We start from the raw sequence: 25,608 nt of genomic DNA on the forward strand, positions 1-25,608 counted from the left end.
GTCTTACAGAACTGGATCACTTTCTTCCACTTTATAGGTATACGTATCCGATCCCTGCGAACTCACGAACGGTGTAATTTCGCCTATCGTATAGATGTGCAGCAAATGCATAGCCCGTGTACAGGCAGTGTAGAACAGCTTGCGCTCACTTTCACGCTGATATTGCTCCGCTGAACCATCATAGATCAGGACCACATCAAATTCCACGCCTTTTGCCAGGTAAGCCGGAATGATATGGACTCCCTTTTCAAAAGCCGGGGTTGTCTTCTTGATCAGCCTTGGCTTCACAGGCAACTCTCCTTCAAGCGCTTCATAAGCTGCCGCACTTTCTCCGGCATTTTTGCAGATCACTGCCACGGATTCATAGCCTTCTGCCAGCAATTCCGTGATGTTTCCGACGATCAGACGATGCAGCGTTTCACGCGAACGTACCTCCGTAACACGTGGCTTCTCACCCTTGCGGTTAAACGGTACAATATGCTCGCCTCCGGCCACCATTTCCCGGGTAAACTCCACAATTTCCTGAGTCGAGCGGTAGCTGCGTGTCAGAGAGATCATCTCAGTCTGTTCCGCTCCATACAGCTCATAGAGAGGTTCCGCATCCTGAAGCACCGAAGCATGCGCGTAGATCGCCTGATTAAAATCGCCCAGTGCCGTCATTTTAGCCTGCGGAAACAAGCGCTTGAAAAAAGCCAGTTGAAACGGTGAATAGTCCTGTGCTTCATCAATAAACACATGACGGATATGGCTATTGGAACGGAAGCCCAACATCAGCTCACGCAGATATAAAAATGGTGTCACGTCCTCATACGCCAGCTCCCCAGCCTGCATCCGTTCCAGGGTTTGACGACTGATTTCGCTCCAGCTATCTGGCAGCTCGGCGTGATTGGCCAGCTGGCTTAGTAGCGTCTCATTCAGGAACAACTCGCTATATAAGCGGGTCGTATCCACAAAGCGAAGTGCTTTGATCCATTTACGCAAGGGCTTCAAGCGGTCACTGACCACCATACGCGCCAATATTTCCCGTTCACGTGTAAAATCGTCAAAGGTATGGCCTGTATTCTTGGATTTACGCCGCATGCGATTATAAGCACGCTGGTAATCCTCCGGCTCCATCAGGTCCATCTGCTGGTCCACCCATGGAGCGGAGCATTCCTCTTTCCCAAAACGGGCCAGCTCCTTGAGCATCCAGTCCCTCAGCAGCTCCAGCCGATTCGCCAGCCGAACCGAAGAATCAAATCCATAAAACTTATGCACCATTTCCTCCAATGGAACCACCTCGCGCCCTTGAAACCGGATCGGTTTAAAACGCATACCCTCCTGCTCTAAATACGCCTTATATCCGGTAATGGCTTGCAAAAACGTCTTGGACGACTTAAAACGGATGCCTTCCATTCTGGCCTCATACCCCGGCTGTGACGATGCGGACAATACATATTCCAGCTGCTCAAAAGGGTCTTCCAATTGAAACTCCCGGCCCAGCCGACGCTCCAAATACTCCTGAAGCGTGGCCTGGAGCATGTTTTCCTCACCCAATTCAGGCAGTACCGTTGAAACATAACTGTTAAACATCGGATTGGGCGAAAATAGCACTACCTGATCCGCGCGCAAGCGGTCACGGTACTTATACAGCAAATAGGCTGCTCTCTGGAGCGCAGCAGATGTTTTGCCGCTTCCTGCCGCCCCCTGTACGATAAGCATCCGGCTTCGATCATCACGAATGATGCGATTCTGCTCCCTTTGGATGGTTGCCACGATACTTTTCATCTGAGCATCCGAGCTGCGGCTCAGCACCGCCTGGAGCAGCTCGTCTCCAATCGTTACCCCTGTATCGAACATAAAACGAATCTGTCCACCTCGGATCGAGAATTGGCGCTTGAGCGTCAGTTCTCCTTCCATTTCCCCTGCCGGAGACTTATAGGAAGCGGGACCCGGCATATGATCGTAATACAGATTGGAAATAGGCGCACGCCAGTCATAGACCAGAAATTCCTCGTCCTGATGATCCAGCAGGGAGGCGATCCCCAGATAAACACGCTCTGCGGGCTGCCCTTCCTCAGCGAAATCAATACGTGCAAAATACGGTGATTCCAGCAGCTTTTTCAAACGGCCCAACGCCTCAGTGGAATGCTTGTGCCTGCGCTCCCTTTCCGACAAAATTTCGGATTGCTGACGCAAGCTGGTGGAGGTCTCGCCCACATCATCCGCCTCGCTGAAATTGATCGTTACCTCATCCCAAAAGTCTTTACGCATATCTACGACATCTCCGCGTACAGAGCCAACCTCCGTCTCAAGCCTCCGAATTCGCCCGCTAATGACAGCAGTCACGTCCTCTACTCTCCGTTGTTCCTCGTTCCATTGCTGCTCAGTAGCCACTGGCATCACTCCTGTTCCGTTTCCTCCTGCTCCACCGCAGGGCTAAACTATGCTCTATTATGGACCTGGGTATACCCCTGGCATCCCTCTGATCCGGGAAAATTGACTTACACTTTGAAACATGCTATAATGTGATAAGAAGTGTTAATAACGACTTTAAAATCACGGTTTTATCATAAACATAGCATTCTCTATTGTAGCAAGTTTAACCCCTGTTCGCAACCAGTGGGCTTTTTTTATGCCTTTATATACGTAAAAGCGGTCGTCCATCTATAAGATGAATACGGCCGCTTTTTGCTTTTTCATACATTCGCTACTTGCTCTCTTCCACAGGATGAATATGTTCCGCCAGTCTGCTCAACCGCTCCAGTTGATGACCATAGTCATACATCGCAGCAGCCACAATCGAGAGTCTCAGCATTCCCTCCTGACAGTGGTCAAAACGGGTAATCGCTTGCTTCATAAACTCACCGTTCGCCTGCTGGAACATTTCGCTTTCTTCCTCGTTCGGTTTCAGCTTATCTTCAAATTTCAGCAGCGCATGTTCATGGAACCGGATCAGCAGTTCCAGATGACTATCAAAAAACGCATCCGTTCCCTTCGGTCGCACAGACTGGAAGTAATGCCTTTCTACCGCGTCCAGTACCTCATACCCTTTATGCAAACTACCGAGCATTTGCTTGTATACCACCATCTGTCTCGTCTGACTGAACCGGGAGCGCTTGAGCTTCTTCTGCTCTTCCTCGAACAAATGATATTTATCCGATAGCGATTTTATGGCTCCCTCCAGATTTCCTTTTTCCTCTTTAAAGACAGACTCCTTAATTTCATCGGAAATAGCGGTGCGCAGCAGCAAGGACATGGTGTTAAATACACTTTGAATCTGATTGATAAACTGTCTTTTCGGTTTCGGAGGAAACACCGTAATATTAATTACAAAAGCAGAAACAATCCCGATTAAAGTAAGCACAAAACGGGTCACGGCAAATTTCCAGTCATCCGAGGCTTCCATGACAGAAACAACGGTTACCAGTGTTAGTCCTACCGTATCAGCCATATTTATTTTCAGACATATCATTAGTACCAGTACACATACCAATCCGACCGCAATCGGTTCATTTGAAAATACCATTCCGCCCACCAACGCCATGATTGCACCTAGTGTGCTTGTTTGGAGTTGATCCAGAAAATAACGCCATGACCTGTATATTGACGGTTGCATGGCAAAAATAGCGGCTATCGCTGCCCCCACAGGCGAATGGGTGTTCAAAAGCATGCTCAGAAAAAGGGCGAGCGTCACTGCGATTCCCGTTTTTAACACCCGTGCTCCAAAAGCCAAAGCCATCCCTCCTGGTTACCCTTCTAATTTATTCATACCGAATTACTATAATGAAATTTCAAGACAAAGTCCATGCTTTATTATTACCCAAAAAAATCGGAGACAAGGAATATTTATGAAATGCACAGATCCTGCTAGAATACATATCAATACAATCTACTGATCTGCATCAACGTCACAGGAGGACCGCATCGTGCCATGGATTAGCAAAATGTTAGACGAGCCTCGAAAGTGGCCGCGTAATATCCAATTGTTTTTTATCGCCAATCTGCTGTACCAGATGGGTACGGGGATGTTTTCCGTTCTGTATAACCTGTATATCCAGGGGCTGGGCTTCGGGGATGACATGAGTGGCCGGGTGGTGAGCATGCAGGCGCTGGCTACAGCCTTGCTGTTTATTCCGGTCGGTTTTTTAGGGGATCGGACGAACCGCAAACACATGCTGGTCATCGGAGCGTTATTCAGCGGTGTCGCCTTTCTCATCCGTACCTTTACGGATACCAGTGGCAGTATGCTGGTTTTCGCCGTCGTTTCGGGCGTATTCGCCGCTTTTATTCAGGTGCTGGCTGTGCCCTTTTTGGCGGAAAGCATAAGTAAAGCCCAGCGCTTGAAAATATTCAGTTATTACTCGGCTCTTGTACTCGCGGCACAGGTCATAGGGAGCTTTGGCGGTGGTGTGCTTGCGGATGGGCTGCAAACGTGGGGAATCACACAGCTCTCCAGTCTGCGGGTTGCCCTGTTCCTCGGAGGAACGGCAACATTGACCGCTTTTATTCCATTATTGTTCATGACAAAAGCGACTCATGTTGAAGAAGAAGCGGCCCTTGCAAAATCGACACCTGAACCGGTATCAGCGAATACGGCGAAATCCACGCCCGCTTTACCCGTACCACCTGCTGCTGCTTCTTCGGATACCCGAGTCATCGGGCAATTTGTCCTTGCCCAGTTTTTTCTCGGGTTGGGCTCAGGTCTGGTCATCCCTTATCTCAATTTGTATTTTACGAACCGCTTTTCCGTATCGCTCAGTGCGATGAGTTTGCTGATTGCTCTTGGTCAGCTGATGACGATCCTCTCTATGCTGATCGGGCCTACGCTTGGCAGCCGAATCGGACTGGTCAAGGCTGTCGTTGGCTTTCAATTGCTCTCGCTCCCGTTTCTTCTGATTACCGGCTTCACGAATGTCCTCTGGATTGCTTCCATCAGCTTTCTGTTCAGGCAAGCGTTGATGAATGCCGCCAATCCGCTGCAAACCGCCATTCTGGTGGAACGTGTATCGGATAAAAACCGGGGGATTGCCAATTCGGTTCTCCAGACGACCTGGATGCTAGGAACCGCAGGGATGGGACCTGTACAAGCCTATCTGGTTACGACCTACGGCAATTACTGGGGCTATGCCATCACATTCAGCATGACAGGTGTGTTTTATATTTTGTCCTCCCTTGTCTACTTTTGGATGTTCCGAGAAAACCGCCCGTCCGCGGGTCAGCTTTTACAAAACCCGGCAAGCCCGTAAACAAAATCATGGCACAATAAAGGAATGAGTCAGCTCGAAATCTGGGGCCGGGGCATTGATACCCATCGCTTCCAACCTAAAGTGGAACGTCAAGCAGTATGGAGAAAATGGAGCGTTCGTGCAGACGCATTCATTATTTTATATGTCGGCAGACTTGGGATCGCATTTTCGAACGACTACTGGACAGCCACATGGATGCCGCAACCCTGCATCTCGACAGCCGCCCTATGACGTATATATAGCCTTGGAAACTGTGGATCTCAGGATACATCAAAGGGTGGTTACAAAATGCTTTAGCATGCATTCTGTAACCACCCTCCACTATCATTACAGCTTTATTCTAATTAGCTACGATATGCTTGACTCGCCCAACCTGTCCGTCTGCCAAACGCACTTTAATTCCATGCGGATGACGCGGAGAATTGGTCAAAATATCCTTCACCGTTCCTCGCGTCAGCTTTCCGGTAGGCTGATCTTTTTTAAGCACAATATCCACCTGGAGCCCTGCGCGAATATCTGATCGGTTCTGTCCGTTCATGAAATCTATTCCTCCTCTCTATTCAAGCTCTCTATTCAATCTTATGGAGCTACTCGGCTACTCAGTCGCATCGAAATCACCAGTTACGCCATTCATCCCGACGGCTATTGCCGATCCAAACGACGCACATCGTGGATACATAGCTAATGAACAAAATAGCAAATACCATACCGCTAAACTCTACAAAATGAGTACGCTGTAGGGTATCTGCCCATATGGAGGACACCTGCGCATACAGCTGAGAAGGCGCAGAAACAATATCCCACGTGTTCCCCCGAAAGAAACGGCCAATATAAATGCCCAAGCTGCTGAGCAGCAGTACCGCCAGCACAAACAACCAGCTTATAAACTCGCCGCGTGCACGTCGTACCAGCTGCCGTACAGATTCAAGTGATACAAATCCCATCGTCAACCCAAGGACAGCGACCAACAGCATCCCTAGTACATGATTCCAGAAATACGGCTCTCCCCAGAAGCGCTGCTCCGCAAGAAATGGATATCGGGCGAATACATGCAGCAAATCTGTGATTAAATATGGTGTGTTGGGATAAAAAAAGAGCCATACCGCTCCCGTTATCCACAGCAATAACGTCCTCGTTCCCCTTCTCCAGGAACAATGAACGACGTCCAGCAGCAAGGTCAAAATCATGGGAATCCAGGCCAGCATCATATTCCACCATATAAAACGATAAGGGCGTCCCCCCGAGGGCAGCTGCACGTTAATGATCCATAGAGTGCTGATCACCGAGCATACAGCCAATACGATAAAAACATACCCTTTTACAGGATAATTTAATGATCTTAAACGGGCATACATGTGTGTCTTATCCTCCTTTGTAGCCGTCCAGCCTTTTGACGTTCCAATTTACACCTGTTCTGGACAGTGTACACCACAATCGCTTCAAGCTCAATGGAAGCGCTCCATTCAGCATGCATCAAAACGGGAAAAAGCACCTGCTCCGAGACTGACCTCATCCTCGGAACAGGTGCTCATCGTACCTCAAACTTACCACAGATATACAGGGGCGCCCTTCAAATCGTCTATGATCGTCTTGGCCTCCTGCAAGGTAGGCATCTGATAGCAGCGTGAACGCGTTTCCATACCAATTGCTACATCATAGTCCTTGGAGGTGATACGGTCACACACCTCTTCCAGACTGTCGCGGATACGTTGTACATAATGCCCGCTCAGCGTATTCCGCCGCTCCAGCATTTGTGCCCACAACACCTGATAAGCAGCCGAATCCCTGCCCTGCTCTCGGTAAATCACTTCCAGCTCGCCGCTGATATCGTAAGGAAACGGAACCTCCCCGGGATGCACAACCACCGCCTTTGCACCATAACGATACGCATACTCCGCGGATTGTACCAGCAGCTCTATCGCGCGTTTTCGCTTCGTCTCATCATCAAATCCGAGCAGAACGGAATCCGTACCGTAATCCGGGTCAGGCGTATATGGAAACGTATTATGCACACTCGATATTCCGATTTCTCCCCGCTCAATCGTCGTCAGCATTTCCCGGGTAATGTTATAGTTCAGCTCCACCCGGCCAAAGCCCAGCTCGCGGATTTCCTCCACAACCTCTATGCCAACGGTATGCTTTTTAATATTCCAACAGATGGAAAAGGAGTATTCCCCCTTCGCCTTCATCGTCATCATCCTTTCACCGCTCCAAGCATCACGCCACTGACAAAATACCTTTGCAGCCACGGATAAACCTGATCTGTTTATTTTCTATCCCTGTACCCAATCTACCAACGAGTGTACGGTCAGTTTGCCTGGAGAAGCTGCCTCAAAAGCCAAGCCCTCACTGCCCCTAGCCAAAAACCCCACTGCTTTAGGAATACCGGGAGCCAAATCCAGATGATTGTCGCTAAAAATGCCTTCCCGCTCCGCTGACAGCCATACATGCCTCGTCAGTACATCCGAGCGAAGGTTAAAGCTGGTTCCTCCGCTTCCCTGCACCTCTGTTACTTCAATATTCGGCTGCGGCAAATCCATCTCTTTTGTGTCAGCAAAATAAACTTCACAGGAAGCCACCGGTTCACCGTTTTGTATCAAACGTGCGACCAGCATATGCTCAGCAGGGTTCAGGCCATTCAGCCATTTGTCGGCAGGCAGTATATGTACCGGCCCCGCTGCATTAGCTTGCTGCTCTACCTGAATGTCCTCTTCACGGATGGCCTTACTACCCCGGATATGCAAAAGCGTCAGCCGCAGCGTGCCTTGAACAGTTTTTAGCGTATCGTTGACAATATGCAGCTCCTTATGATCCTGCTCCGTATCTGCCACGCTCAGCAGCACATCGGCAAAGCTGCGCTTAGCCGTATATTGCAGCGCCTTCCAGCGACCAAAATAGTCCATGCTCGACCAGGAGGCAACGAGCCAGCAATCATTCATTTGCCAATACAATGTGCCCATGCAGTAAGGCTTGCGACGTCGATGCGCCTCGATGGCCATTTTCATCGCTTCCGCCTGTAAAATCTGACTCATGGGAAGAAAAGCTTTAAAATCCTTCGGCTCCCGCATGTACCGTTCCATATATTCTTTAATCAGGCGATTGCCCGCCCCGTTCTTTTGATGCGCCAGCATTACCGTAGATTCCAGCTCCAGATCGTTTTCTTCCGCATAAGCGCGCACGGACCTGTATTCGGGAAAGGACTGAAAGCCATATTCACTCATAAAGCGCCCCACATGCACATGGTAATGCTCAAAAGGCTCAGATGCGTGCCACACGCCCCAGTAATGAACATCCCCAGCCGTCGAGGACGGATGAGCATGCTGATTTCGGTTTCCAGACAGGCCAATCAGTGGAGACGAGGGCCAATATGCCGTCTGCGGGGACCAGCTGTGTACCACTTCCGGTAAAATCCGGTGAAAGAGCGTCTCATAATCAGACCACAAGCGCTCTCGCTGCGCTGGCGTATAATTCTTTTTCCAGCCCCAGCCTCCCTTCTCCTCATAATGCGCCCAAGCCGAATCAATCTCATTATTGCCGCACCATAACGCGATACATGGATGATTGCGCAGACGCTTGATGTTGTCCTCCGCTTCCTTAGCCACATTGTCCAAAAAAGCTTGATCCCCCGGGTACATACTGCACGCGAACATAAAATCCTGCCATATCAATAAACCGTATTCATCGCAAAGCTCGTAAAATACGTCTTCCTCATAAATACCGCCGCCCCAGACCCGCAACATGTTCATATGAGAGGCGGCAGCGCTGGCAATCTCATGCCGATACCTTTCCCGTGTCACTTCAGGGGCAAAGCTGTCATTCGGAATATGGTTGGCTCCCTTCGCAAACACTGGAACCCCGTTCAGTTCAAAATAAAAACTCTCTCCCGCCACATCCCGTTCACGCACAAGACGAATCGAACGCAAGCCCGTCTTCACCGTTTTTTCCGCGATTACAGCTCCTTCATCCCGCTCCACAAGCTCGGCTGCAAACGTATATAGATGCGGCTCTCCAAGCCCCCGGCACCACCACAGCTTTGGCTGCTCCATATACAATTCCAGATCCACCGTTTGCCTTCCCTTCAGCAAACGAACAGGCTTCGACCACTCCCTGCCGTCAGCGGAAATACGCAGATCGGATTCTCTGATCTCACCCGCATTCTCAATCTCTGCCACAGCCGTGAGTCTGGCTCCCTCTGCACTTATTTCATCCTGCCGGATAAACAAGTCCCTTACGATCAGGCCGGACCATGCCTCCACGCGCACCTCTCTCCAAATGCCACTCGTCACCAGCCTCGGCCCCCAATCCCAACCGTAATGGTAAGGAGCCTTACGCGCGAAAACGCTTACCTTTTTGTCCGCCAAACCACCCGCTTCGGACTGATCATTCGGCGCAGGAAGAGCGTAACCTAGTTGTTCCAGCTTGGGCACATCCTCAGCTATTGGAGAACGGAACGCGATTTCCAACCGATTCTCTCCCTGTTGAACCCATGCCTTCACATCCCGCCTCCACATCCGAAACATATTGTTGGCCGTCAAAACGGGGTGGCCATTCACTTTTACCTCCGCATACGTGTCCAAGCCCTCCAGCACCAGTTCTATACACGGGCACTGAAGCTGTTCCACACTCATTTCAAAATGGGCTTCGTATATCCAGTCCTGTTTGTCAATCCATTGTACCTTCTCCTCGTTCGTTCCGACAAAAGGATCAGGAATTTTGCCATGTCGTAAAAGGTCCGTATGCACACATCCCGGTACCTTCGCGCTAAGCCACTCATCACCTTGCGCTACCCTAAACCTCCAGTTATCCAACCCTGTCACATTGAACATCTTCGCAAGCCTCCCTGTAAGGATGATTGGGAACATCTTGACTCCTCTATAAACATAACAAAAATAACATCAAGCTAACAAATTGATCAAATCGTTGTTTTTCAAAAAAAACAAATTGCAAAACAACAAAGAAAAGTCGCTCTCTCCCAAAAAAGGCTAAAAGCGACTTTTTTATCTTCCCCATGTACAGAGCTCAATCATTTACATCTGGATATCGACTATATTTGATTGTACTAATCGGGTGTTCATGAGCATCATTTCCCTGACTGAGCCGCGGCGCATACCCCTCCCGTACGACTAGCTCCGCGTGCAGCAGCTTTTTCTCGACGGGCGAATCCGGGTTGGTTATACGCCATAGCAATTGATCCACCGCACGCATTCCCAGTAGCTCCTTATCCACTCTCACCGTAGCATAAATCGGCATCTGCTCGCTCGTATCGTCAAAACCAGTCACTCCACAGCGCCTTGGGACATCAACTCCCTTTCGTTTGAGCGCATCCACCACCTGCCCGGCAGTCACATCATTCACACTTACAAACATCTCCGGCAATTCATCCTCGGACAGCTTGTCCAATTCCTCGGCAAGCTTCTGCGCTCCCATGTGGAGCAACGCTCCGTTTTGCTTTAAGTCTATTCCTCCAAGCTCCAGTGTGGAGCGAAAAGCTTCCCAACGTTCATAGAAACTGTGAGCATCGTCGACATTTCCGACAAATTGAAAACGGGTATAGCCCTTGGACAGCACATTTCTCATGAGTTCAGACATACATGTACGGTTATCTGTAAACACCGTATCGCTTAGAAACGCAGTATCCCAATGGTCCACCATGACGACCGGAATGCTCATCCGATAAATATTCAGCAATATAGAAGTAGAAATCGACCCCACTGTGATAATGCCCCTGATCGCTTCTGGATTCAGCAAAGTAAACATATCCTCTGTTGAAGGCTCCGTTAACGTCAGCATGTTCAATCCCTTTCCATTCAAGCGCTCAGAAATGCCTTCAAACACAGGACCCCAATACCTGGATTCTCTATTTTGGTGACGTATATTTGGAAATAACACCAACACAGTTCCCGACCATTCCCCGGCATCCGTGTCCCGAGGTTCCACCCCCGTTGTCTTTGGATGATTGCGAAAATAGCCCATCTGGGCAGCCAGCTTGACCAACACTGCCCTCGTTTCCTCACTTACTCCGGGCTTGCCGGACAATGCACGTGAAACAGCGAACTTTGAAACACCAGCCGCATCCGCAATTTCCTGCAACGTTACTTTTCCACGCATCTTCTCACCCAACCCTATTCGGAATCTTTTTTTGCCTCTGACTTTCCAATACAAGGGTGTACCCATAAACTGGTATCATCGTAGCACACTTTGTTTCAGATCATCAAACGATAGATTAGCACAAATCCACACCATCCACCAAAATATGTTTGCATAATAAAAAAACAAACACATAACAATTCAACATAAATGACTTGACGGAAGGTTCGGTATTCCCTACAATTTACCATTGAAAGCACTTACATTATGTAAATCATACTTATAAAGGGGGATTTTGCAGATGTTCAAGATCAGGTCGGTACGACAAGGCTCCATCCTGCTCCTGGCTTTGTTGCTGCTCGTCACGACGGGCTGCGCAAACGGAACAGGCGGTACAGCAGAAAATGAAAATCCCGATGATACCAGTCCTGTTACACTTACTTTCTTTGGTGGTGACGCCAGCTCGAACTGGAATAACATGAAGGATGCAATTGGACAGGAAATTATCAAAAAAACGGGCGTGACACTGAACGGAGAACATGCCGTCAATGGCCGGAGTGAGGAAAAGTTTGCTTTGATGGCTGCCAGCGGAGAGTATCCTGACCTAGTCTATCCCAAAAGCGATGTCGGTAAGCTGGTCGATGCCGGGGCACTCATTGACTTAACCGACCTGATTGATAAATACGGCCCCAATATCAAGAAAGTGTACGGAGACTATTTTAACCGTATTAAATATAGCAATGACGACCCTGCCATCTATACCATTCCGACAAATTTAGGTGTAGATCACATCGCATTTGACGCACAAGCCGGGTTCGAAATCCAGCATCAGGCGCTGGAGAAGCTCGGCTATCCGAAAATTCGTACGGTTCAGGATTTTGAAAAAGCACTCAAGGACTATGTCGCCAAATATCCCACCACTAACGGCCAGCCCACCATTCCCCTCTCCCTGGATGCCGAAGATTGGAAAATTCAAATTACCGTAACAAATCCGGCAGTTACCGCTACAGGCGGCCCGGATGATGGAGAATATTATATCGACCCCAAGACGCATAAAGCCATTCTCCACTACAAACGCCCGGAGGAACGGGAATATTTTCGCTGGCTGAATCACATGTACAACGAAGGACTGCTGGATAAGGATACTTTTGTGCAAAAAAGCGATCAATACAAGTCCAAAATCGCCGCAGGTCGTGTGATTGGACTCATTGATCAGGAGTGGAACTATCAGGATGCCGAAAACGCGCTCAAAGCGTCGGGCAAGGATGAATTTACCTACGCTCATTTCCCGGTTACGTTAAGCGAGAAATACGAGGATCATTCCCTCCAGCCGCTTGGCTTTGATGCTGCATACGGGATCGGAATTACGACCTCGTGCAAAAATCCCGTGCGTGCCATCAAATTTCTGGATTTTCTGGCCTCCGACGAAGGACAAATTTTGCGCAACTGGGGAATCGAAGGCCAGCATTACAATGTAGAGAATGGCAAACGGGTTATTCCGGCCGATGTGCAGCAACGTAAAAACACCGATAATTCCGCTTTTATGAGAGAGTCGGGCATCGGTTTATACTGGATATGGGGGCCGCATTACGGTGACGGCATCAAGGACCCTTCCGGCAACTACTATACGACGAACTATCCAGAGATGATTACCGAAAATTACAGCCGGGCCGAAAAAAAATCCCTGCAAGCCTACAATGCTCGAACGTGGAAGGACCTGTTCCCGAACGAAAAGGATTTTCCAGTGAAAGAATGGGGCGCCGCCTACAACATGCCCGTTCCGACCAATACGAACTACAATGTCATTTATCAGAAGTCGCAGGACATTGTGCGCAAACGGATTCCCGAAGCTGTACTCGCCAAGCCCGACCAATTTGATGCTGTCTATGACCGTATGCTCCAAGAGCTGGATCAGGCAGGTGTGCCGAAGGCTGAAGAAACCTACACCGGACTGATCCAAAATCGGCTGAAGCTGTGGAACGCGGAAAAATAACGATCAAATAAGCTGAACTTAAAAGTTACTTACTGTGCCACTACGCAGTCGGATGGTGCTTCGCTTGTACAGCACCATTCCGCCTACTCCGTTTTGATGCTTATTTTTTCAAGTCAGCTTATAGTTCGAGTTTGGCTTATATGAATGAAAGATTACAGGGCTGACAGCCTAATGCTGTTCAGCCCTTTTACATTGAACGTTCTGTTTCGTTCCATATATACATGACACGATGATGACTGTCTGTTTCCCTACACGTTCTGCGAAGATTCCGTCGTTTGCTCCGCAGCCTCATACTCACTTCGCAAAATGCCCATTTGAATAACGTCATAGTATTGGCCCTCCCTGAACAGCTTTTGCCGCAGAAGACCTTCCTCCTTGAAGCCACAGGACAGATAGCAGCGATATGCACGTTCATTATATGAAAAGACTTCCAATTCCAACCGATTCAGATTCAGCGTATGAAATACAAATTTCTGTAATAGCCGGATCGCTTCACGTCCGTAGCCTTTGCCCAGGTTATCGTCGCGTCCGATCACTATGCCAAGTGTGGCATGCCGATTCATCCAGTTGATTCTAAATAAATCCAGTTGTCCGATATAATCCAGCGTGTCTTTATGCGCAATGACAAAGCCCTTCGTCTCCGAACTGCCGTCAATCATCATCTGTACATAGGCTTCGCTGTTCGTCTGAGAATGAGGATAAGTAAAAGCATCGCTCAAACCGCATGTAATATCCGGGTCATTGACCCATTTTCGTATTTCCGGTATATCCTCCTGACGATACTCTCTCAGCACGATGCGTTCCCCAATAATATGTGGCATATTACATCTTCTCTCCCATCATACTTATTTTCCTACAGTAAAAGGTAGATTTACTGCTGTATCTCCTATTGACAAATCGTACATCTTCATACTCCAAAACTCCAGTACATTTGTAAAATTGGCACGAAAAAAAAAGTTATTCTGCTTATCCCGCACCCCGCTTGGACTTGCCCTCAATCCTTGTGCCCAACCTTTTAAAAGTGATTGACCTCACCTATATATAGATATAAAATAGAAATCGTACTCTAAATATAGTGTACAACGCGTATTTTACACATATATCTTGAAAATACAGATATGGAAATACCAATATAAATAGGCGTTAAAATTTTGGCGAAGCACGGCCAGCAAGGGGTTGCGAATCTTTACAGGATTTCGAGCCTTGGACAGATGCTGTTTTGCCAAATGTCAAGGAGGTTGAATACAATGCTGATTGCCTATGATTCCAAGACCGGCAATGTAAAAAGATTTATCGGGAAGCTCAAGCTTCCGGCGGTCCAAATCCAGGAGCAAATGACTATAGAGGAACCTTACGTACTCATTACATATACAACGGGGTTTGGACAGATACCTGAGAGGGTATCTTCCTTTTTGCAAAAAAATGCTCAAAACCTCGTGGGTGTGGCTGCCAGCGGCAACCGTAACTGGGGCGAGAGCTTTGCCAAAAGCGCGGATTTGATCTCCGACCATTATAACGTACCTGTCATCAGTAAATTTGAATTATCCGGAACGTTCGGCGATGTAGAGCGTTTCAAACAGGGGGTGAGCCGAGTTGCGGCATATTGAATTGAACAACATGTTGATGAAACGCGATACAGATGGCTTTTTCCAATTGGAAAAGGACCAAGAGGCTGTAGACGAATTTATGAAGGAAGTCGAAGAACGGAGCTTGAAGTTTGCAGATCCAGCGGCTCAAGTGCTCTACATGATTGAGAATGATTATTACGAAAATTTCTATAGTAGCTATACAGCTGACGAAATTAAGGATATTTTCCATATCACTCATAGTTATCATTTTAAATTCCCTTCCTATATGGCAGCATCCAAGTTTTATACGGATTATGCAGTGAAAAGCAATGACCGTAAGGTTTATCTGGAGCACTATCCTGACCGGGTGGCGGTCGTCGCCCTGCATTTGGGCCGCGGTAACGCCGATACGGCACGTCTGTTGTCCCGCTCGATGATGGAGCAGCGTCTCCAGCCGGCTACGCCAACCTTCTTGAATGCAGGCAAAAGCCGTCGTGGGGAGTTGGTATCCTGCTTCCTGCTCGAAATGGACGACTCCCTCAACTCAATTAACTACGTGCTAAACACTTGCATGCAGTTGTCCAAAATCGGCGGCGGTGTCGCGGTCAACCTGTCGAAGCTGCGGTCACGTGGCGAAGCGATTAAAGGTGTAGAAGGCGCGGCTAAAGGAATTATGCCTGTGCTGAAGCTGATGGAGGACGGCTTCTCCTATGCGGATCAGATGGGTCAACGTAAAGGCTCCGGCGCTGCATACTACAACATTTTCGGTTGGGATGTACTGGAGTTCCTGGATAGTAAAAAAATCAATGCCGACGAAAGAGTACGCCTGAAGACACTCTCCATCGGACTGATTGTTCCGAACCGCTTTTATAAGCTGGCTCAGGATAATGAGCCGCTGCATGTATTCGCTCCTTATAGTGTGTTCAAGGCCTACGGTACGCATCTGGACGATATGGATCTGGATGAAATGTACGATACACTGCTCGCTGACGACCGGGTGAAGAAAAAAGTAGCGATGAGCGCGCGTGACATGCTGACCAAAATTGCCATGATCCAGCTGGAATCCGGCTATCCATACATGATGAACAAAAGTAACGCGAATCAGGCACATGCTCTTAAAAACGTGGGCCAGGTTAAAATGTCGAATCTGTGCACGGAAATCTTCCAATTACAGGAAACGTCTGAAATTACAGATTACGGCCAACAGGATACAATCCGTCGGGATATTAGCTGTAATCTGGCTTCTCTCAACATTGTAAATGTGATGGAGCATGGCAAAATCCGCGAATCCGTTCACGAGGGTATGATTGCCCTGACCTCGGTCAGCGATATGACCCAAGTCGCGAACGCGCCGGGTGTTGCCAAGGCAAACCGTGAGATGCATTCTGTCGGTCTGGGTATCATGAACCTGCATGGCTATCTTGCCAAGAACAAAATTGCTTATGAAAGCAACGAAGCGAAGGATTTTGTCCGCACCTTCTTTATGACGATGAACTATCACTCTTTGGAGAAAAGCATGGAAATCGCGCAAGCGGCCAGACAAAGCTTTTATGGCTTTGAGGAATCGGATTACGCGACTGGGGTGTATTTTGACCGTTATCTGAACACCGATTACCGTCCGACAACGGAACGCGTACAAGAGCTGTTTGGTGGCATCTATATTCCTTCTCCAGAGGATTGGGACAAGCTGAAAGCAGACGTGCAGAAGCATGGCCTGTATCACGCGTACCGTATGGCGATTGCGCCGACGGCCAGCATTTCATATATTCAAAATGCGACGTCCAGCGTAATGCCTATCGTGGAACAAATTGAAACACGTACCTATGCGAACTCGACGACCTATTATCCAATGCCTTACTTGCAACGAGATAATGTGTTCTTTTATAAATCCGCGTATCAAATGGATCAGTTCAAGGTGCTGGACCTGATTGCCGAAATTCAGCCTCACGTGGATCAAGGAATTTCGACCGTGCTTCATGTGAACAGTGACGTGACTACACGCCAATTGGCGCGTTGCTATCTCTATGCTGCTCACAAAGGACTCAAATCGTTGTACTACACACGTACCAAAAAGCTGTCTGTAGAAGAGTGCCTCACCTGCTCGATCTAAGACCGTACTCATAAATTAACATTAGAAGTCCTCATACTATATGGATGCTTTTCATTAGAAGCTGTATCCAGCGCGATGTTCCGCCCTTTATGGGTTGGGACACGGCCTCGCGGATGCAGCTTCCGTATGTCAAGCATACGATGATTCGTCTATGTCATTTCATGATGCCTCTAGGGAATCTCGAAAGCTGAAGGGAGAATGCTAAATAATGACAGGTATACAAGCTGTAAACTGGAACCGCTCAGACGATGATTTCACACTGATGTTCTGGAATCAGAACATTATGCAATTTTGGACGGATGATGAAATTCCGCTGTCCGACGATAAAATGAGCTGGGTAACCCTCAGTGATATTGAAAAAGAAGCCTATATGAAAGTATTAGGTGGCTTAACGCTGCTGGATACGATTCAAGGCGGCGTAGGTATGCCGCAAATTATGGAGCATGTGGACGGGCTGCAACGTAAAGCTGTATTAAGCTTTATGGCGATGATGGAACAAATTCATGCGAAGTCGTACAGCAGTATTTTTACAACCCTGGCTTCCACGGAAGAGATTGATAATATATTCCGTTGGGTAGAGGAAAATCCACATCTCCAGACCAAGGCGGAAACCATCCGTCAGTACTATATGAATATTCATTCGCCAAAAGACTTGTATCTCGCTATGGCAGCGTCAGTGCTGTTAGAAAGCTATTTATTTTATAGCGGCTTCTTCTACCCTCTCTATCTGGCGGGTCAGGGCAAGATGACATGCAGCGGAGAAATTATCGACTTGATTTTACGGGACGAAAGTATTCACGGTGTTTATGTGGGTGTGCTGGCACAGGAGATTTATGCAGAGCTGGACGAGGAAGAGCAACGGGATCTGTACCAGACGCTGGTAGGGTTGCTGCGCTACTTGCACAATAACGAGGAACAATACACCGAGCAAATTTATGCTCCCATCGGGCTGGTGGACGATGTCAAAGTCTTTTTACGCTACAACGCCAATAAGGCTATGATGAACCTGGGCTTTGATCCATTATTTGAAGAAGAAGAAGTCAATCCGATTGTGTTCAACGGCATCAGCACCCACACCAAGCAGCATGATTTCTTTTCTAAAAAAGGAAACGGCTACGTGCGTGCAATGAATGTGGAGCCGCTGACTGATGATGATTTTAATTTTGGAGTGTAGGTAATAGATATATGTGAAAATAGTTTGTTTAGGTAATGCTGAGGGAGACCACTCCGCAAGTGGATAGTTCTTCCGATCGCTGTTGTCAAGGGATTCTTTTGGATTAGTATTAAGGTTAGAATCCCCGGGCAAAGGCGTACGCTTCGCTTCTCCATTTTGATCATAAGGAAGTCCAACCCACATCTTGAACGAGGATTCATACAAAAAAAACGGCCAGATCGCCAAGGTAGCGAAATCGGGCCGTTTTCCATTGTTTAAGACCGAGCCTCCGTGAAAATTTGAAAGGTAATACCAAACTTGTCCGTTACATTCCCATAAGCCGGACTAAAATGGGTTTCTTGCAAAGCCATCCCCACCTGTCCTCCTTGCTGTAGAGCGTCAAACATTCTTCTGGATTGCTCGACACTGTCGGTTGTAATACAGATGCTCACCTGATTCCCGCTGCTGAACGGCGAGCCAGGAAAGGTGTCGGAAAACATAAGCTCTGTCTCACCGACTTTGAGGGTGGCATGTCCCACACGTTCCTTGATCTCTGCGGGAATCGGAAATTCCGGATTTTCAGGCATTTCACCGAAGGTTTGGATAAAAAGCAGTTGGGCATCCAATACCTTTTCATAAAATTGAATCGCGTCCTTCGCATTTCCATTCATCGTAATATAGGGGATCAAACGCTTTGACATTTTCAACACAACTCCTTCATTTTTAAAGCTATCCTGTCATTTCTCCTGTATTATATGCAAAAAGTGTTAAGATAAACAGAGTTGTTTGTTATCTTTCTTCTACCGATATGCCAAGCTGCTGCTCCACATGCGAGGACATACACGAACACACCTGCCTTCTTGGTATCGAAAAAAGGAGTTAATTATGGTACATTTTTGGAATACTGCTACCGATATATTCTATAGAACCCAACACTGCAAACGTTCTCTTCTACTTTGAGGGTCATATAAAAACTTCGAATAACAAGGAGATCACAATTCATGAAAAAGAAAATCGGCATAACCGCTTCCGTCTTACTGCTCGCCCTAACCGGTTCTTTATCCGTATCTGCTCATCCGGGCAGAACAGACTCCAGTGGCGGCCATACCTGCTGGACCAACTGCTCGAAATGGGGCCTTTCCTACGGGGAATATCACTATCATAGCGGGGGTTCTTCCTCCAGCAGTTCTTCCTCTTCCAGTAGCTCTGCATCCAAGAAAACCACGAAATCAAAGCAAAAATCAAAACAGAAGCAAAGTACACAACAGAGCCAAAAACCCGCTTATACTACATCCAATCTGAAAGTACTCGTGAATGGAACGCCTATTTCTTTTACAGCCAAGCCCATTGTCTACCAAAATACAAATCTTGTTCCCTTGCGCGATATAGCAGAAAGCTTGAAGGCAGAGGTCGTATGGGATCACGGTACTGGAACCATAGGAATTACCAAGGCCAACCACAAAGTCACGTTAACCCTGGGAAGCCAAACCGTATTTTACAACGGACAAGCGGAACAAATCGCTGTAGCCCCCAAGACGATCAATGACACCACTTATGTACCTGTACAGGTATTCGCCAAAGGATTGGGTGCGCAATTAGTCTATGATGAAAACACAAATACGCTAAAAATCTCTCTATAAGCCAATCCAATATGCCAAAAAGCCTTTTGATCGCACTTGGCGCAATCAAAAGGCTTTTTGGTTCAACTGGATCAGCTTAACCTACTCTATTGCGGCTTCTCAATCACAAACAGACAGGTGCTATCCGGCAGGGGAACAGGCTGACCCTGCTCATCGGTAAATCCAATACGCCCGGCAAGCGCTTCCGTATAGCCCTCCTGCAAATAGTGACGGCTCTCCCGGATTATAGCCTGCGATCCAAGCGTGCGGCGAATACACTCTTCATACTGTGAAGGGGTAAAATACCCAAACTGCTCCTGCACTTCATGCATATAGGCTTCCGTCCCCCAGGTGTAGGTATACAGAAATTCCATCGCATCGTTCACAGGCAAAATAGCCTCATGCTCACTCACACGCTCCACTTCAATGTGGCGACCTGTAAAATCTTTGGCATATCGCAGCAACCATTCCATTCCGTCCGGCTCCAGGAACCGGATTCGTCTGCGCTGTTCTGCCGGTTCAGTCATAATGCCGTCACGGATAATGATACGTCCGCCCGGTGCCAGCACATGATAGGCGCTTTGCAAAGCAGCCTCCACCGTATGCAGATTGAACCGGGCTCCATCCCGTTCCATGTAAGAATACAGCTCGTGGAGAATGGACGAAAAAATGATCGTGTCCATGCTCCCCGGCTCTATAAATTCCTCCAGTTGGAGAGCATCTCCTTTAATCACATCCCAGCGGTGGCCCTCCAATTGCTTTTTACGTTTGAGCGCTTCAATAACATTCACAGAAATATCGAGTCCCAGCGGCTTCACGTCCGGTATCTCCTGTTCAATCAGGTCCAGCAGCACACCCCCGCCCGGTCCGATATCCAATACACGAGTTCCCGTCACGTAATCCAGAATGACCTTTTTGTAATCTACGGTTTGATTCATATCCGCAAGGTATGTTTCCTCATTGTGAAAACGATCATAAGCATCACGGCGCAAGCCGAACAGGTCAAACAGTAGTAATATGGCTTTGTCATACAAAGACGTTTTTTCCGCCTCGATGCAAAAGTCAATCAGCTTCTCAGCCGCAGATGAAAAATGAAAATTAAAAAACACGGTACTCTGCAGCTCCTCTTTATGCTCCACGACCACATTCAAATGAGGATTATGCTTCCGTTTTCCTTGCAAGATATCCTGCCAGGATAGCGCGTGTAAATATTTCTCAATCATCCGTTTTTTATAAACGTTAATTTTCTTGATGCCGCGATAGTCATAATGCATCGTGTTCATGAGAGATTCAAAGCTGATATGTCGCACCGTTGCAGGCAATTCCTGTCCCGTACCATCCCGTAACGCAAGTAAAAATACCTTCACCAGCTCCTGCAACGAAAAATCCTGTAAAGCCGACTCCACATACCAAAGCGTTCGATTCTCCAACGGAGCCAGCGCCTTATCTACATTCAGCTCGTGCTCCAGCTCGGCGTAAGCCTGCTCGAAGGGTTCCCCTTCATGAATAGAAACCGACCGTAATCTCTCCAGTCGTTCCTTCACACTCCAGGCCACAGGCGCGTTATCCCATGCGATCCAGCCAATCAGTTGCTCCACTTCACTCCGTACCTGCTCCCATAACTCAGGGTCTACCCCGGCGATAATGCACTCATTTAGCGCAAGTAAGGCAAGCTCCAGTTCTTCGTGGCTTAACCAGCCCTTACGGGTAATTTCCAGCAGCGCCCGATTTTCCGCAAAAGGAATTTCACCCCGTATATACTGCCCGATTAATCCATGGGTCTCAATCAGAATCCGAGTCATAGTGTTGCGGGGGAACGCCGGTTTCTCCGCTTGAGCCTGTCTGACGTACAGCTGGGCGGAACCAATATTATGCACAAATAAATTGATGCCCTCCTGCTGCCAGCGCAGCCGTTCGCGAACTGTGCCTCCTTTGGCCGTCTCAGACCATACCAGCACGTCTTCCAGCAGCTCCTTAATCCAGAAAGACAATGGAAGCCCGTCCAAAATAAGCAACGTACGCTCCACATAATCCAGTACGGGATTAGCATCCTTTAACTCCCCTATGGAGTGGATGCGTTCCAGATTCACAATGCGCTCCTCAGCCGAAACGAGCAGTTTCAGCCAAGTCGGCGTATCCCAGGCCAGATCACTTTCTTTTCGATAGTTGGCAATGGCTTTTAACGATTGCAGCATTTTTCCTCACCTCGATTGATTCGGATTCGGTAAATACGTGTAGATAAGAGCCTTGTATAAAATACACTTTACCATACATTTATTGTTTACATCCCGTGGAAAATATTAAACTTTTTTAACAATCATAAACCGAGGTTTTGAAAAGGGGACTCCCACTGCCGCGAAAACAAAAAGATATCTCCCAGCCTTACGGCTTAGAAGATATCTAATCATCCTTGTTATACGTAGTTAATTTATCATTTCCTGCATTGTTCAGAAAACTTCGCCGCTGTTATACAACACGCCACTTCTGTAACATTCGTATCGCTTATTTACCAGCAGGAACTCCATCCGGTACAGGAATGCCAAAATCAGGCGTCCCGTCCTCATGCCAGTTCAACGACTGAACACGTGTATGGCGATTCGGGTCATACAACGGATCACCCGTAATCTCCTTGTAATTCCGTGCATGATACACGATGACGTCATTACCGTCAGCCCCAACCGTAAAGCTGTTATGACCGGGTCCAAATTGGCCCGTTTCCTCATTCGTGCAGAATACGGGCTCAGGCGATTTCGCCCATGATTTAGGGTGGAGCAAGTCTCCATTCTCGTCCGCTGTCAGTAGCCCCATGCAATAATTATAATCTGTGGCGCTGGCTGAATAGCTGATAAAGATTCGTCCGTTTCGTTTCAGAACTGCCGCTCCTTCATTCACCTTAAAACCGATGACTTCCCAATCATATTCAGGGGTTGAGATCATCACCTGCTCACCGCGCAGCGTCCACGGATTGCTCATTTCAGAAATGTACAGATTGGAATTACCGACAATGTCCGGGTCCTTCTGGGCCCACACATAATACAGCACTCCATGATGCTGGAAGGTTGTGGCATCCAGCGCGAACGTTTCCCAACGGGTTTTAATCTGCCCCTTTTCCACCCATTCTCCTTCCAGTGGGTTAGCCGAAGCATTTTCCAGCACGAACATCCGGTGGTCAAACAGACCTTCCTTCGTTTCAGTGGTGCGAGCTGCTGCAAAATAAATGTACCATTTGCCATCAATAAAATGAATTTCCGGTGCCCAAATATTGGCGCTTAACGGGCCTGTTTCATATTTATGCCACACGGCGACAGGCTCTGCCGTATTTAAGCCCTGAATGGTAAGCGCCCGTCGAACCTCAATGCGGTCATACTCGGGTACAGATCCGGTAAAATAATAGTATCCGTCACTATGCTTGTAAACCCAAGGGTCTGCACGTTGCTCAATGACCGGATTAGTAAAAGATACAGGTTGATTCATGGTTTTTCTCTCCTCTATGTGTAGTATGTAAGTTCATACAATTAATCGCCGATACGCTTACCCCAAATGGAAACTCCCTTGTCGTCCATACCCGTAAAAATTAAAGTTTGGCGACCCAGCTCCCAGTCCCATGAAGGAAGCAATAGCAGTTGTTCCTTGGTCCTTTCGGATGTATCGCTCCAATCCAGTGTTAAAGTACGCTTGCCGTCAAAGCTCCACTGGCCTTCAAGCGTTCCGCTGGTTGCCCGACCTCCATCTTCCAGACGAAGCGGTTCAGCTTCCACTTGACCGTCCACTTCCTGCTTCATCACGATGCGTTCCCAACTGCCGGATAATAATCTTTGAGGTATATCCTGCTCCTGCTCGCCCGCATACCGTTCCGGCGATACGACAGGCCAGCCCTCAGCGGTCCATAATATTTTACGTACATGCAGATACGGCCATCGCTTATCCGTCTCTCCCCGTGCATGATGCACGATATAATAATCCTCTCCGTCCTTCAGAACGGAATTGTGACCTGGCGCAACCCAGCCTTCTCCTTCGCTGAACCGATAGCCACCCAATACCTTGTTTCCGATCTCATATTGGGGCAAATAGCTGGTATCTGCCATATCATGTCCATTGATATCCACATACGGACCTGTAATCGAATCCGAGCGGGCAACGCGTACATTATAGTCCTCGAACAAAGAATCATATGAGACAAACAAGTAATATTTGCGGAATGCGGGATTGTACACAATGTATGGCCCTTCCACAGCACCATCCTCTGTTGCTCGATCTCTGGCGGCAATATTTTTCCCGTAGCTAGACTCCTTCAGCTTTCCAGTCTGGGGATCAAGTGGCGTAATATAAATGCCTCCAAAAAACGAGCCGTATACCATCCACGGATTCCCCTCCGCATCCAGCACCGGATTGGCATCAATTGCATTCAGCTTGTCATGCTCCTTCGTTTTAACGACCAGCCCTTCATCCTTCCACGGGCCTTCCGGCGAGCTTGATGTCTGCAATCCGATGGCTGACCGTGTGCTGCCAAAAGTAGAAGCTGAATAATACATCCGATAGATATCGCCCATTTTAATAACGTCCGGTGCCCACAGATTGGTTGCTGACGACCATGCCTCTGCTTCTTTTGGAATGCCAGGCAGCGCATACTGCACCCAGTTCCAGTGAATCAGGTCAGTCGAATTACGTACCATGACCCCCGGCCTCAGTTCTCCGCCTGCCTTTACATCCGTGGAATATACATAATAGCCCTGATCTGTTTTGATAATCGCAGGATCATGCGCATTGTTAATCGTCCAGCGCTGCTCATCATTTATCGTACTTTGGTCATACAAGTGATCGGGAGGCGGAGCCTGCGGATATACAGGGTCCGGGGTATTATCTCCACAGCCGGATAGGCCCAGCATAAGCAGCATTACCATAACTGTTATTCTCCTCCTTCCTTTACCCATTACATATTGTGATTGCCTTGCATCATTCATCCGTGCCCTCCAGTGGCTACACTTAACCTTTGACACCGGAAATAGCAACCGACTCAATAATCTGTTTCTGGAAGATCAGGAATATAATCAGCACAGGTAACAAAGCGACTATGGAAGCTGCCATAATGAGCGGATAATCCGTCTGAATGGCATAGGTCGCATTAAAGTTCGCTATGACCAACTGCAACGTCTGCGTTTCCGGTGAATTCAAGTAAATAATCGGTGCCAAATAATCGTTCCAAATTCCCATGAACCATAAAATAAGCTGTGCCGCTACTGCCGGCTTAATAAGCGGGAATGTAATGGACGAATACAGTCGGAAATAAGAGCTTCCGTCAATTTTAGCTGCTTCGATAATGGCGTCCGGTACACTGAGCAAATACTGCCGCAGGAAAAAGATCATAACCACATTCCCGAACAAACCTGGAACGATCAGGGGCAAGAGCGTGTCTACCCAACCGAGCTTGGAAAACATCATAAACTGTGGAATCATAACCGTTGGGTATGGAATCATCATCGATGCGATGAGTAAAAGAAACAGTTTATTTTTATGAGGGAATCTCAGTTTTGCAAATGCAAAAGAAGCCACACTGGATGTAAAGGTACCCACAACGGTAACACTGACAGCCACAATCACGCTGTTCTTGATCCCGCTTAACAAAGGTCCCGCTTCCCAAATTTCCTTATACTTGCTAAAATGGAATACTTCTGGTATCCATACCGGTGGAAGAGCAAAGACATCCTGCTTTTCTTTCACAGAAGTGGACAGCATCCACAGCAGCGGCGCGATCATCACAATCGCTCCAATCGCCAGTGCAATAAAAATAATGATATTGGTAACTTTCGTTCTTTGACTATGGGACATAATCAGACTCACTCCTTTCCGCGA

General features: G+C 47.9%; 19 protein-coding genes and 1 pseudogene. 7 read left to right on the plus strand and 13 right to left on the minus strand.

Going from position 1 to position 25,608, the window contains the following annotated elements:
* Positions 1-3 precede the first annotated feature (3 nt).
* Positions 4-2,382 carry an RNA polymerase recycling motor HelD gene (gene helD, locus ACIFO6_RS09875; protein WP_430040619.1) on the minus strand — a complete coding sequence of 793 codons (2,379 nt, stop codon included), beginning with the start codon at positions 2,380-2,382 and terminating at the stop codon, positions 4-6.
* 307 nt (positions 2,383-2,689) lie between these two features.
* Positions 2,690-3,721 (minus strand): FUSC family protein, encoded by a 1,032-nt coding sequence (locus ACIFO6_RS09880; RefSeq protein ID WP_430040406.1) that lies wholly within the window; start codon positions 3,719-3,721, stop codon positions 2,690-2,692.
* Between the two features lie 187 nt (positions 3,722-3,908).
* Here ACIFO6_RS09880 and ACIFO6_RS09885 point away from each other — a divergent pair, with 187 nt between their 5' ends.
* Positions 3,909-5,228 carry an MFS transporter gene (locus ACIFO6_RS09885; RefSeq protein WP_430040408.1) on the plus strand — a complete coding sequence of 440 codons (1,320 nt, stop codon included), beginning with the start codon at positions 3,909-3,911 and terminating at the stop codon, positions 5,226-5,228.
* Positions 5,229-5,252: 24 nt separating this feature from the next.
* Entirely contained in the window at positions 5,253-5,459 is a 207-nt protein-coding gene (locus tag ACIFO6_RS09890; RefSeq protein ID WP_430040410.1) for a hypothetical protein, read from the plus strand.
* 109 nt (positions 5,460-5,568) lie between these two features.
* Here ACIFO6_RS09890 and ACIFO6_RS09895 read toward each other — a convergent pair whose 3' ends face one another.
* From ACIFO6_RS09895 to ACIFO6_RS09915, 5 genes and pseudogenes are all read right to left on the minus strand, one after another.
* On the minus strand, positions 5,569-5,766 hold the full coding sequence (locus ACIFO6_RS09895; protein ID WP_430040412.1) for a YwbE family protein: 198 nt from the start codon (positions 5,764-5,766) through the stop codon (positions 5,569-5,571).
* A 76-nt stretch (positions 5,767-5,842) separates the two neighbouring features.
* Positions 5,843-6,583, minus strand: a complete 741-nt coding sequence (locus ACIFO6_RS09900) for a DUF1361 domain-containing protein (protein ID WP_430040414.1) — start codon at positions 6,581-6,583, stop codon at positions 5,843-5,845.
* A gap of 192 nt (positions 6,584-6,775) precedes the next feature.
* A pseudogene (locus ACIFO6_RS09905) lies at positions 6,776-7,426 on the minus strand (TIM barrel protein); the annotation flags it as partial.
* Between the two features lie 75 nt (positions 7,427-7,501).
* Positions 7,502-10,054: a beta-mannosidase gene (locus ACIFO6_RS09910; RefSeq protein WP_430040416.1), complete on the minus strand. Its 2,553-nt coding sequence runs from the start codon at positions 10,052-10,054 to the stop codon at positions 7,502-7,504.
* A 193-nt stretch (positions 10,055-10,247) separates the two neighbouring features.
* Entirely contained in the window at positions 10,248-11,336 is a 1,089-nt protein-coding gene (locus tag ACIFO6_RS09915) for a LacI family DNA-binding transcriptional regulator (protein WP_430040418.1), read from the minus strand.
* Between the two features lie 280 nt (positions 11,337-11,616).
* Between ACIFO6_RS09915 and ACIFO6_RS09920 the strand changes: the two genes are divergently transcribed.
* On the plus strand, positions 11,617-13,308 hold the full coding sequence (locus ACIFO6_RS09920) for an ABC transporter substrate-binding protein (RefSeq protein ID WP_430040420.1): 1,692 nt from the start codon (positions 11,617-11,619) through the stop codon (positions 13,306-13,308).
* Positions 13,309-13,556: 248 nt separating this feature from the next.
* Here ACIFO6_RS09920 and ACIFO6_RS09925 read toward each other — a convergent pair whose 3' ends face one another.
* Positions 13,557-14,129 carry a GNAT family N-acetyltransferase gene (locus tag ACIFO6_RS09925; protein WP_430040422.1) on the minus strand — a complete coding sequence of 191 codons (573 nt, stop codon included), beginning with the start codon at positions 14,127-14,129 and terminating at the stop codon, positions 13,557-13,559.
* 426 nt (positions 14,130-14,555) lie between these two features.
* Between ACIFO6_RS09925 and nrdI the strand changes: the two genes are divergently transcribed.
* The 3 genes from nrdI (at position 14,556) to nrdF (ending at position 18,160) form a co-directional block, all read left to right on the plus strand.
* Positions 14,556-14,915 carry a class Ib ribonucleoside-diphosphate reductase assembly flavoprotein NrdI gene (gene nrdI, locus ACIFO6_RS09930; RefSeq protein WP_137062615.1) on the plus strand — a complete coding sequence of 120 codons (360 nt, stop codon included), beginning with the start codon at positions 14,556-14,558 and terminating at the stop codon, positions 14,913-14,915.
* Positions 14,902-16,986 carry a class 1b ribonucleoside-diphosphate reductase subunit alpha gene (gene nrdE / locus ACIFO6_RS09935; protein WP_430040424.1) on the plus strand — a complete coding sequence of 695 codons (2,085 nt, stop codon included), beginning with the start codon at positions 14,902-14,904 and terminating at the stop codon, positions 16,984-16,986. The genes nrdI and nrdE overlap by 14 nt, the downstream gene beginning before the upstream one ends.
* Positions 16,987-17,194: 208 nt before the next feature.
* On the plus strand, positions 17,195-18,160 hold the full coding sequence (gene nrdF / locus ACIFO6_RS09940; protein ID WP_430040426.1) for a class 1b ribonucleoside-diphosphate reductase subunit beta: 966 nt from the start codon (positions 17,195-17,197) through the stop codon (positions 18,158-18,160).
* 254 nt (positions 18,161-18,414) lie between these two features.
* On the opposite strand, the gene ACIFO6_RS09945 is transcribed toward nrdF, so the two are convergent.
* On the minus strand, positions 18,415-18,840 hold the full coding sequence (locus ACIFO6_RS09945) for a VOC family protein (protein ID WP_430040428.1): 426 nt from the start codon (positions 18,838-18,840) through the stop codon (positions 18,415-18,417).
* Positions 18,841-19,140: 300 nt separating this feature from the next.
* Here ACIFO6_RS09945 and ACIFO6_RS09950 point away from each other — a divergent pair, with 300 nt between their 5' ends.
* Positions 19,141-19,779: a copper amine oxidase N-terminal domain-containing protein gene (locus tag ACIFO6_RS09950; protein ID WP_430040430.1), complete on the plus strand. Its 639-nt coding sequence runs from the start codon at positions 19,141-19,143 to the stop codon at positions 19,777-19,779.
* An 86-nt stretch (positions 19,780-19,865) separates the two neighbouring features.
* Here the strand turns inward: ACIFO6_RS09950 and ACIFO6_RS09955 are convergent, their stop codons facing one another.
* The 4 genes from ACIFO6_RS09955 to ACIFO6_RS09970 form a co-directional block, all read right to left on the minus strand.
* Positions 19,866-21,953, minus strand: coding sequence for a class I SAM-dependent methyltransferase (locus tag ACIFO6_RS09955; RefSeq protein WP_430040432.1), 2,088 nt, complete (start codon positions 21,951-21,953; stop codon positions 19,866-19,868).
* A gap of 307 nt (positions 21,954-22,260) precedes the next feature.
* Entirely contained in the window at positions 22,261-23,232 is a 972-nt protein-coding gene (locus ACIFO6_RS09960; RefSeq protein ID WP_430040434.1) for a glycoside hydrolase family 43 protein, read from the minus strand.
* A gap of 41 nt (positions 23,233-23,273) precedes the next feature.
* On the minus strand, positions 23,274-24,659 hold the full coding sequence (locus ACIFO6_RS09965; RefSeq protein WP_430040436.1) for an arabinan endo-1,5-alpha-L-arabinosidase: 1,386 nt from the start codon (positions 24,657-24,659) through the stop codon (positions 23,274-23,276).
* Positions 24,660-24,741: 82 nt separating this feature from the next.
* Positions 24,742-25,584, minus strand: a complete 843-nt coding sequence (locus tag ACIFO6_RS09970) for a carbohydrate ABC transporter permease (protein ID WP_430040438.1) — start codon at positions 25,582-25,584, stop codon at positions 24,742-24,744.
* Positions 25,585-25,608: the final 24 nt, after the last annotated feature.

It is taken from the genome of Paenibacillus sp. NRS-1781 (assembly GCF_050467745.1).
In the GTDB taxonomy this organism is placed as follows: Bacteria; Bacillota; Bacilli; order Paenibacillales; family Paenibacillaceae; genus Paenibacillus; species Paenibacillus terrae_A.

Coding starts and splice junctions, on each gene's coding strand:
- ACIFO6_RS09925 (WP_430040422.1), bottom strand. CDS start 14,129: ATGCCACATATTATTGGGGAACGCATCGTGCTGAGAGAGTATCGTCAG.
- ACIFO6_RS09890 (WP_430040410.1), top strand. CDS start 5,253: ATGAGTCAGCTCGAAATCTGGGGCCGGGGCATTGATACCCATCGCTTC.
- ACIFO6_RS09960 (WP_430040434.1), bottom strand. CDS start 23,232: ATGAATCAACCTGTATCTTTTACTAATCCGGTCATTGAGCAACGTGCA.
- ACIFO6_RS09915 (WP_430040418.1), bottom strand. CDS start 11,336: ATGCGTGGAAAAGTAACGTTGCAGGAAATTGCGGATGCGGCTGGTGTT.
- ACIFO6_RS09945 (WP_430040428.1), bottom strand. CDS start 18,840: ATGTCAAAGCGTTTGATCCCCTATATTACGATGAATGGAAATGCGAAG.
- ACIFO6_RS09910 (WP_430040416.1), bottom strand. CDS start 10,054: ATGTTCAATGTGACAGGGTTGGATAACTGGAGGTTTAGGGTAGCGCAA.
- nrdI (WP_137062615.1), top strand. CDS start 14,556: ATGCTGATTGCCTATGATTCCAAGACCGGCAATGTAAAAAGATTTATC.
- ACIFO6_RS09920 (WP_430040420.1), top strand. CDS start 11,617: ATGTTCAAGATCAGGTCGGTACGACAAGGCTCCATCCTGCTCCTGGCT.
- helD (WP_430040619.1), bottom strand. CDS start 2,382: ATGCCAGTGGCTACTGAGCAGCAATGGAACGAGGAACAACGGAGAGTA.
- ACIFO6_RS09895 (WP_430040412.1), bottom strand. CDS start 5,766: ATGAACGGACAGAACCGATCAGATATTCGCGCAGGGCTCCAGGTGGAT.
- nrdF (WP_430040426.1), top strand. CDS start 17,195: ATGACAGGTATACAAGCTGTAAACTGGAACCGCTCAGACGATGATTTC.
- ACIFO6_RS09965 (WP_430040436.1), bottom strand. CDS start 24,659: ATGGTAATGCTGCTTATGCTGGGCCTATCCGGCTGTGGAGATAATACC.
- ACIFO6_RS09970 (WP_430040438.1), bottom strand. CDS start 25,584: ATGTCCCATAGTCAAAGAACGAAAGTTACCAATATCATTATTTTTATT.
- ACIFO6_RS09950 (WP_430040430.1), top strand. CDS start 19,141: ATGAAAAAGAAAATCGGCATAACCGCTTCCGTCTTACTGCTCGCCCTA.
- ACIFO6_RS09900 (WP_430040414.1), bottom strand. CDS start 6,583: ATGTATGCCCGTTTAAGATCATTAAATTATCCTGTAAAAGGGTATGTT.
- ACIFO6_RS09955 (WP_430040432.1), bottom strand. CDS start 21,953: ATGCTGCAATCGTTAAAAGCCATTGCCAACTATCGAAAAGAAAGTGAT.
- ACIFO6_RS09880 (WP_430040406.1), bottom strand. CDS start 3,721: ATGGCTTTGGCTTTTGGAGCACGGGTGTTAAAAACGGGAATCGCAGTG.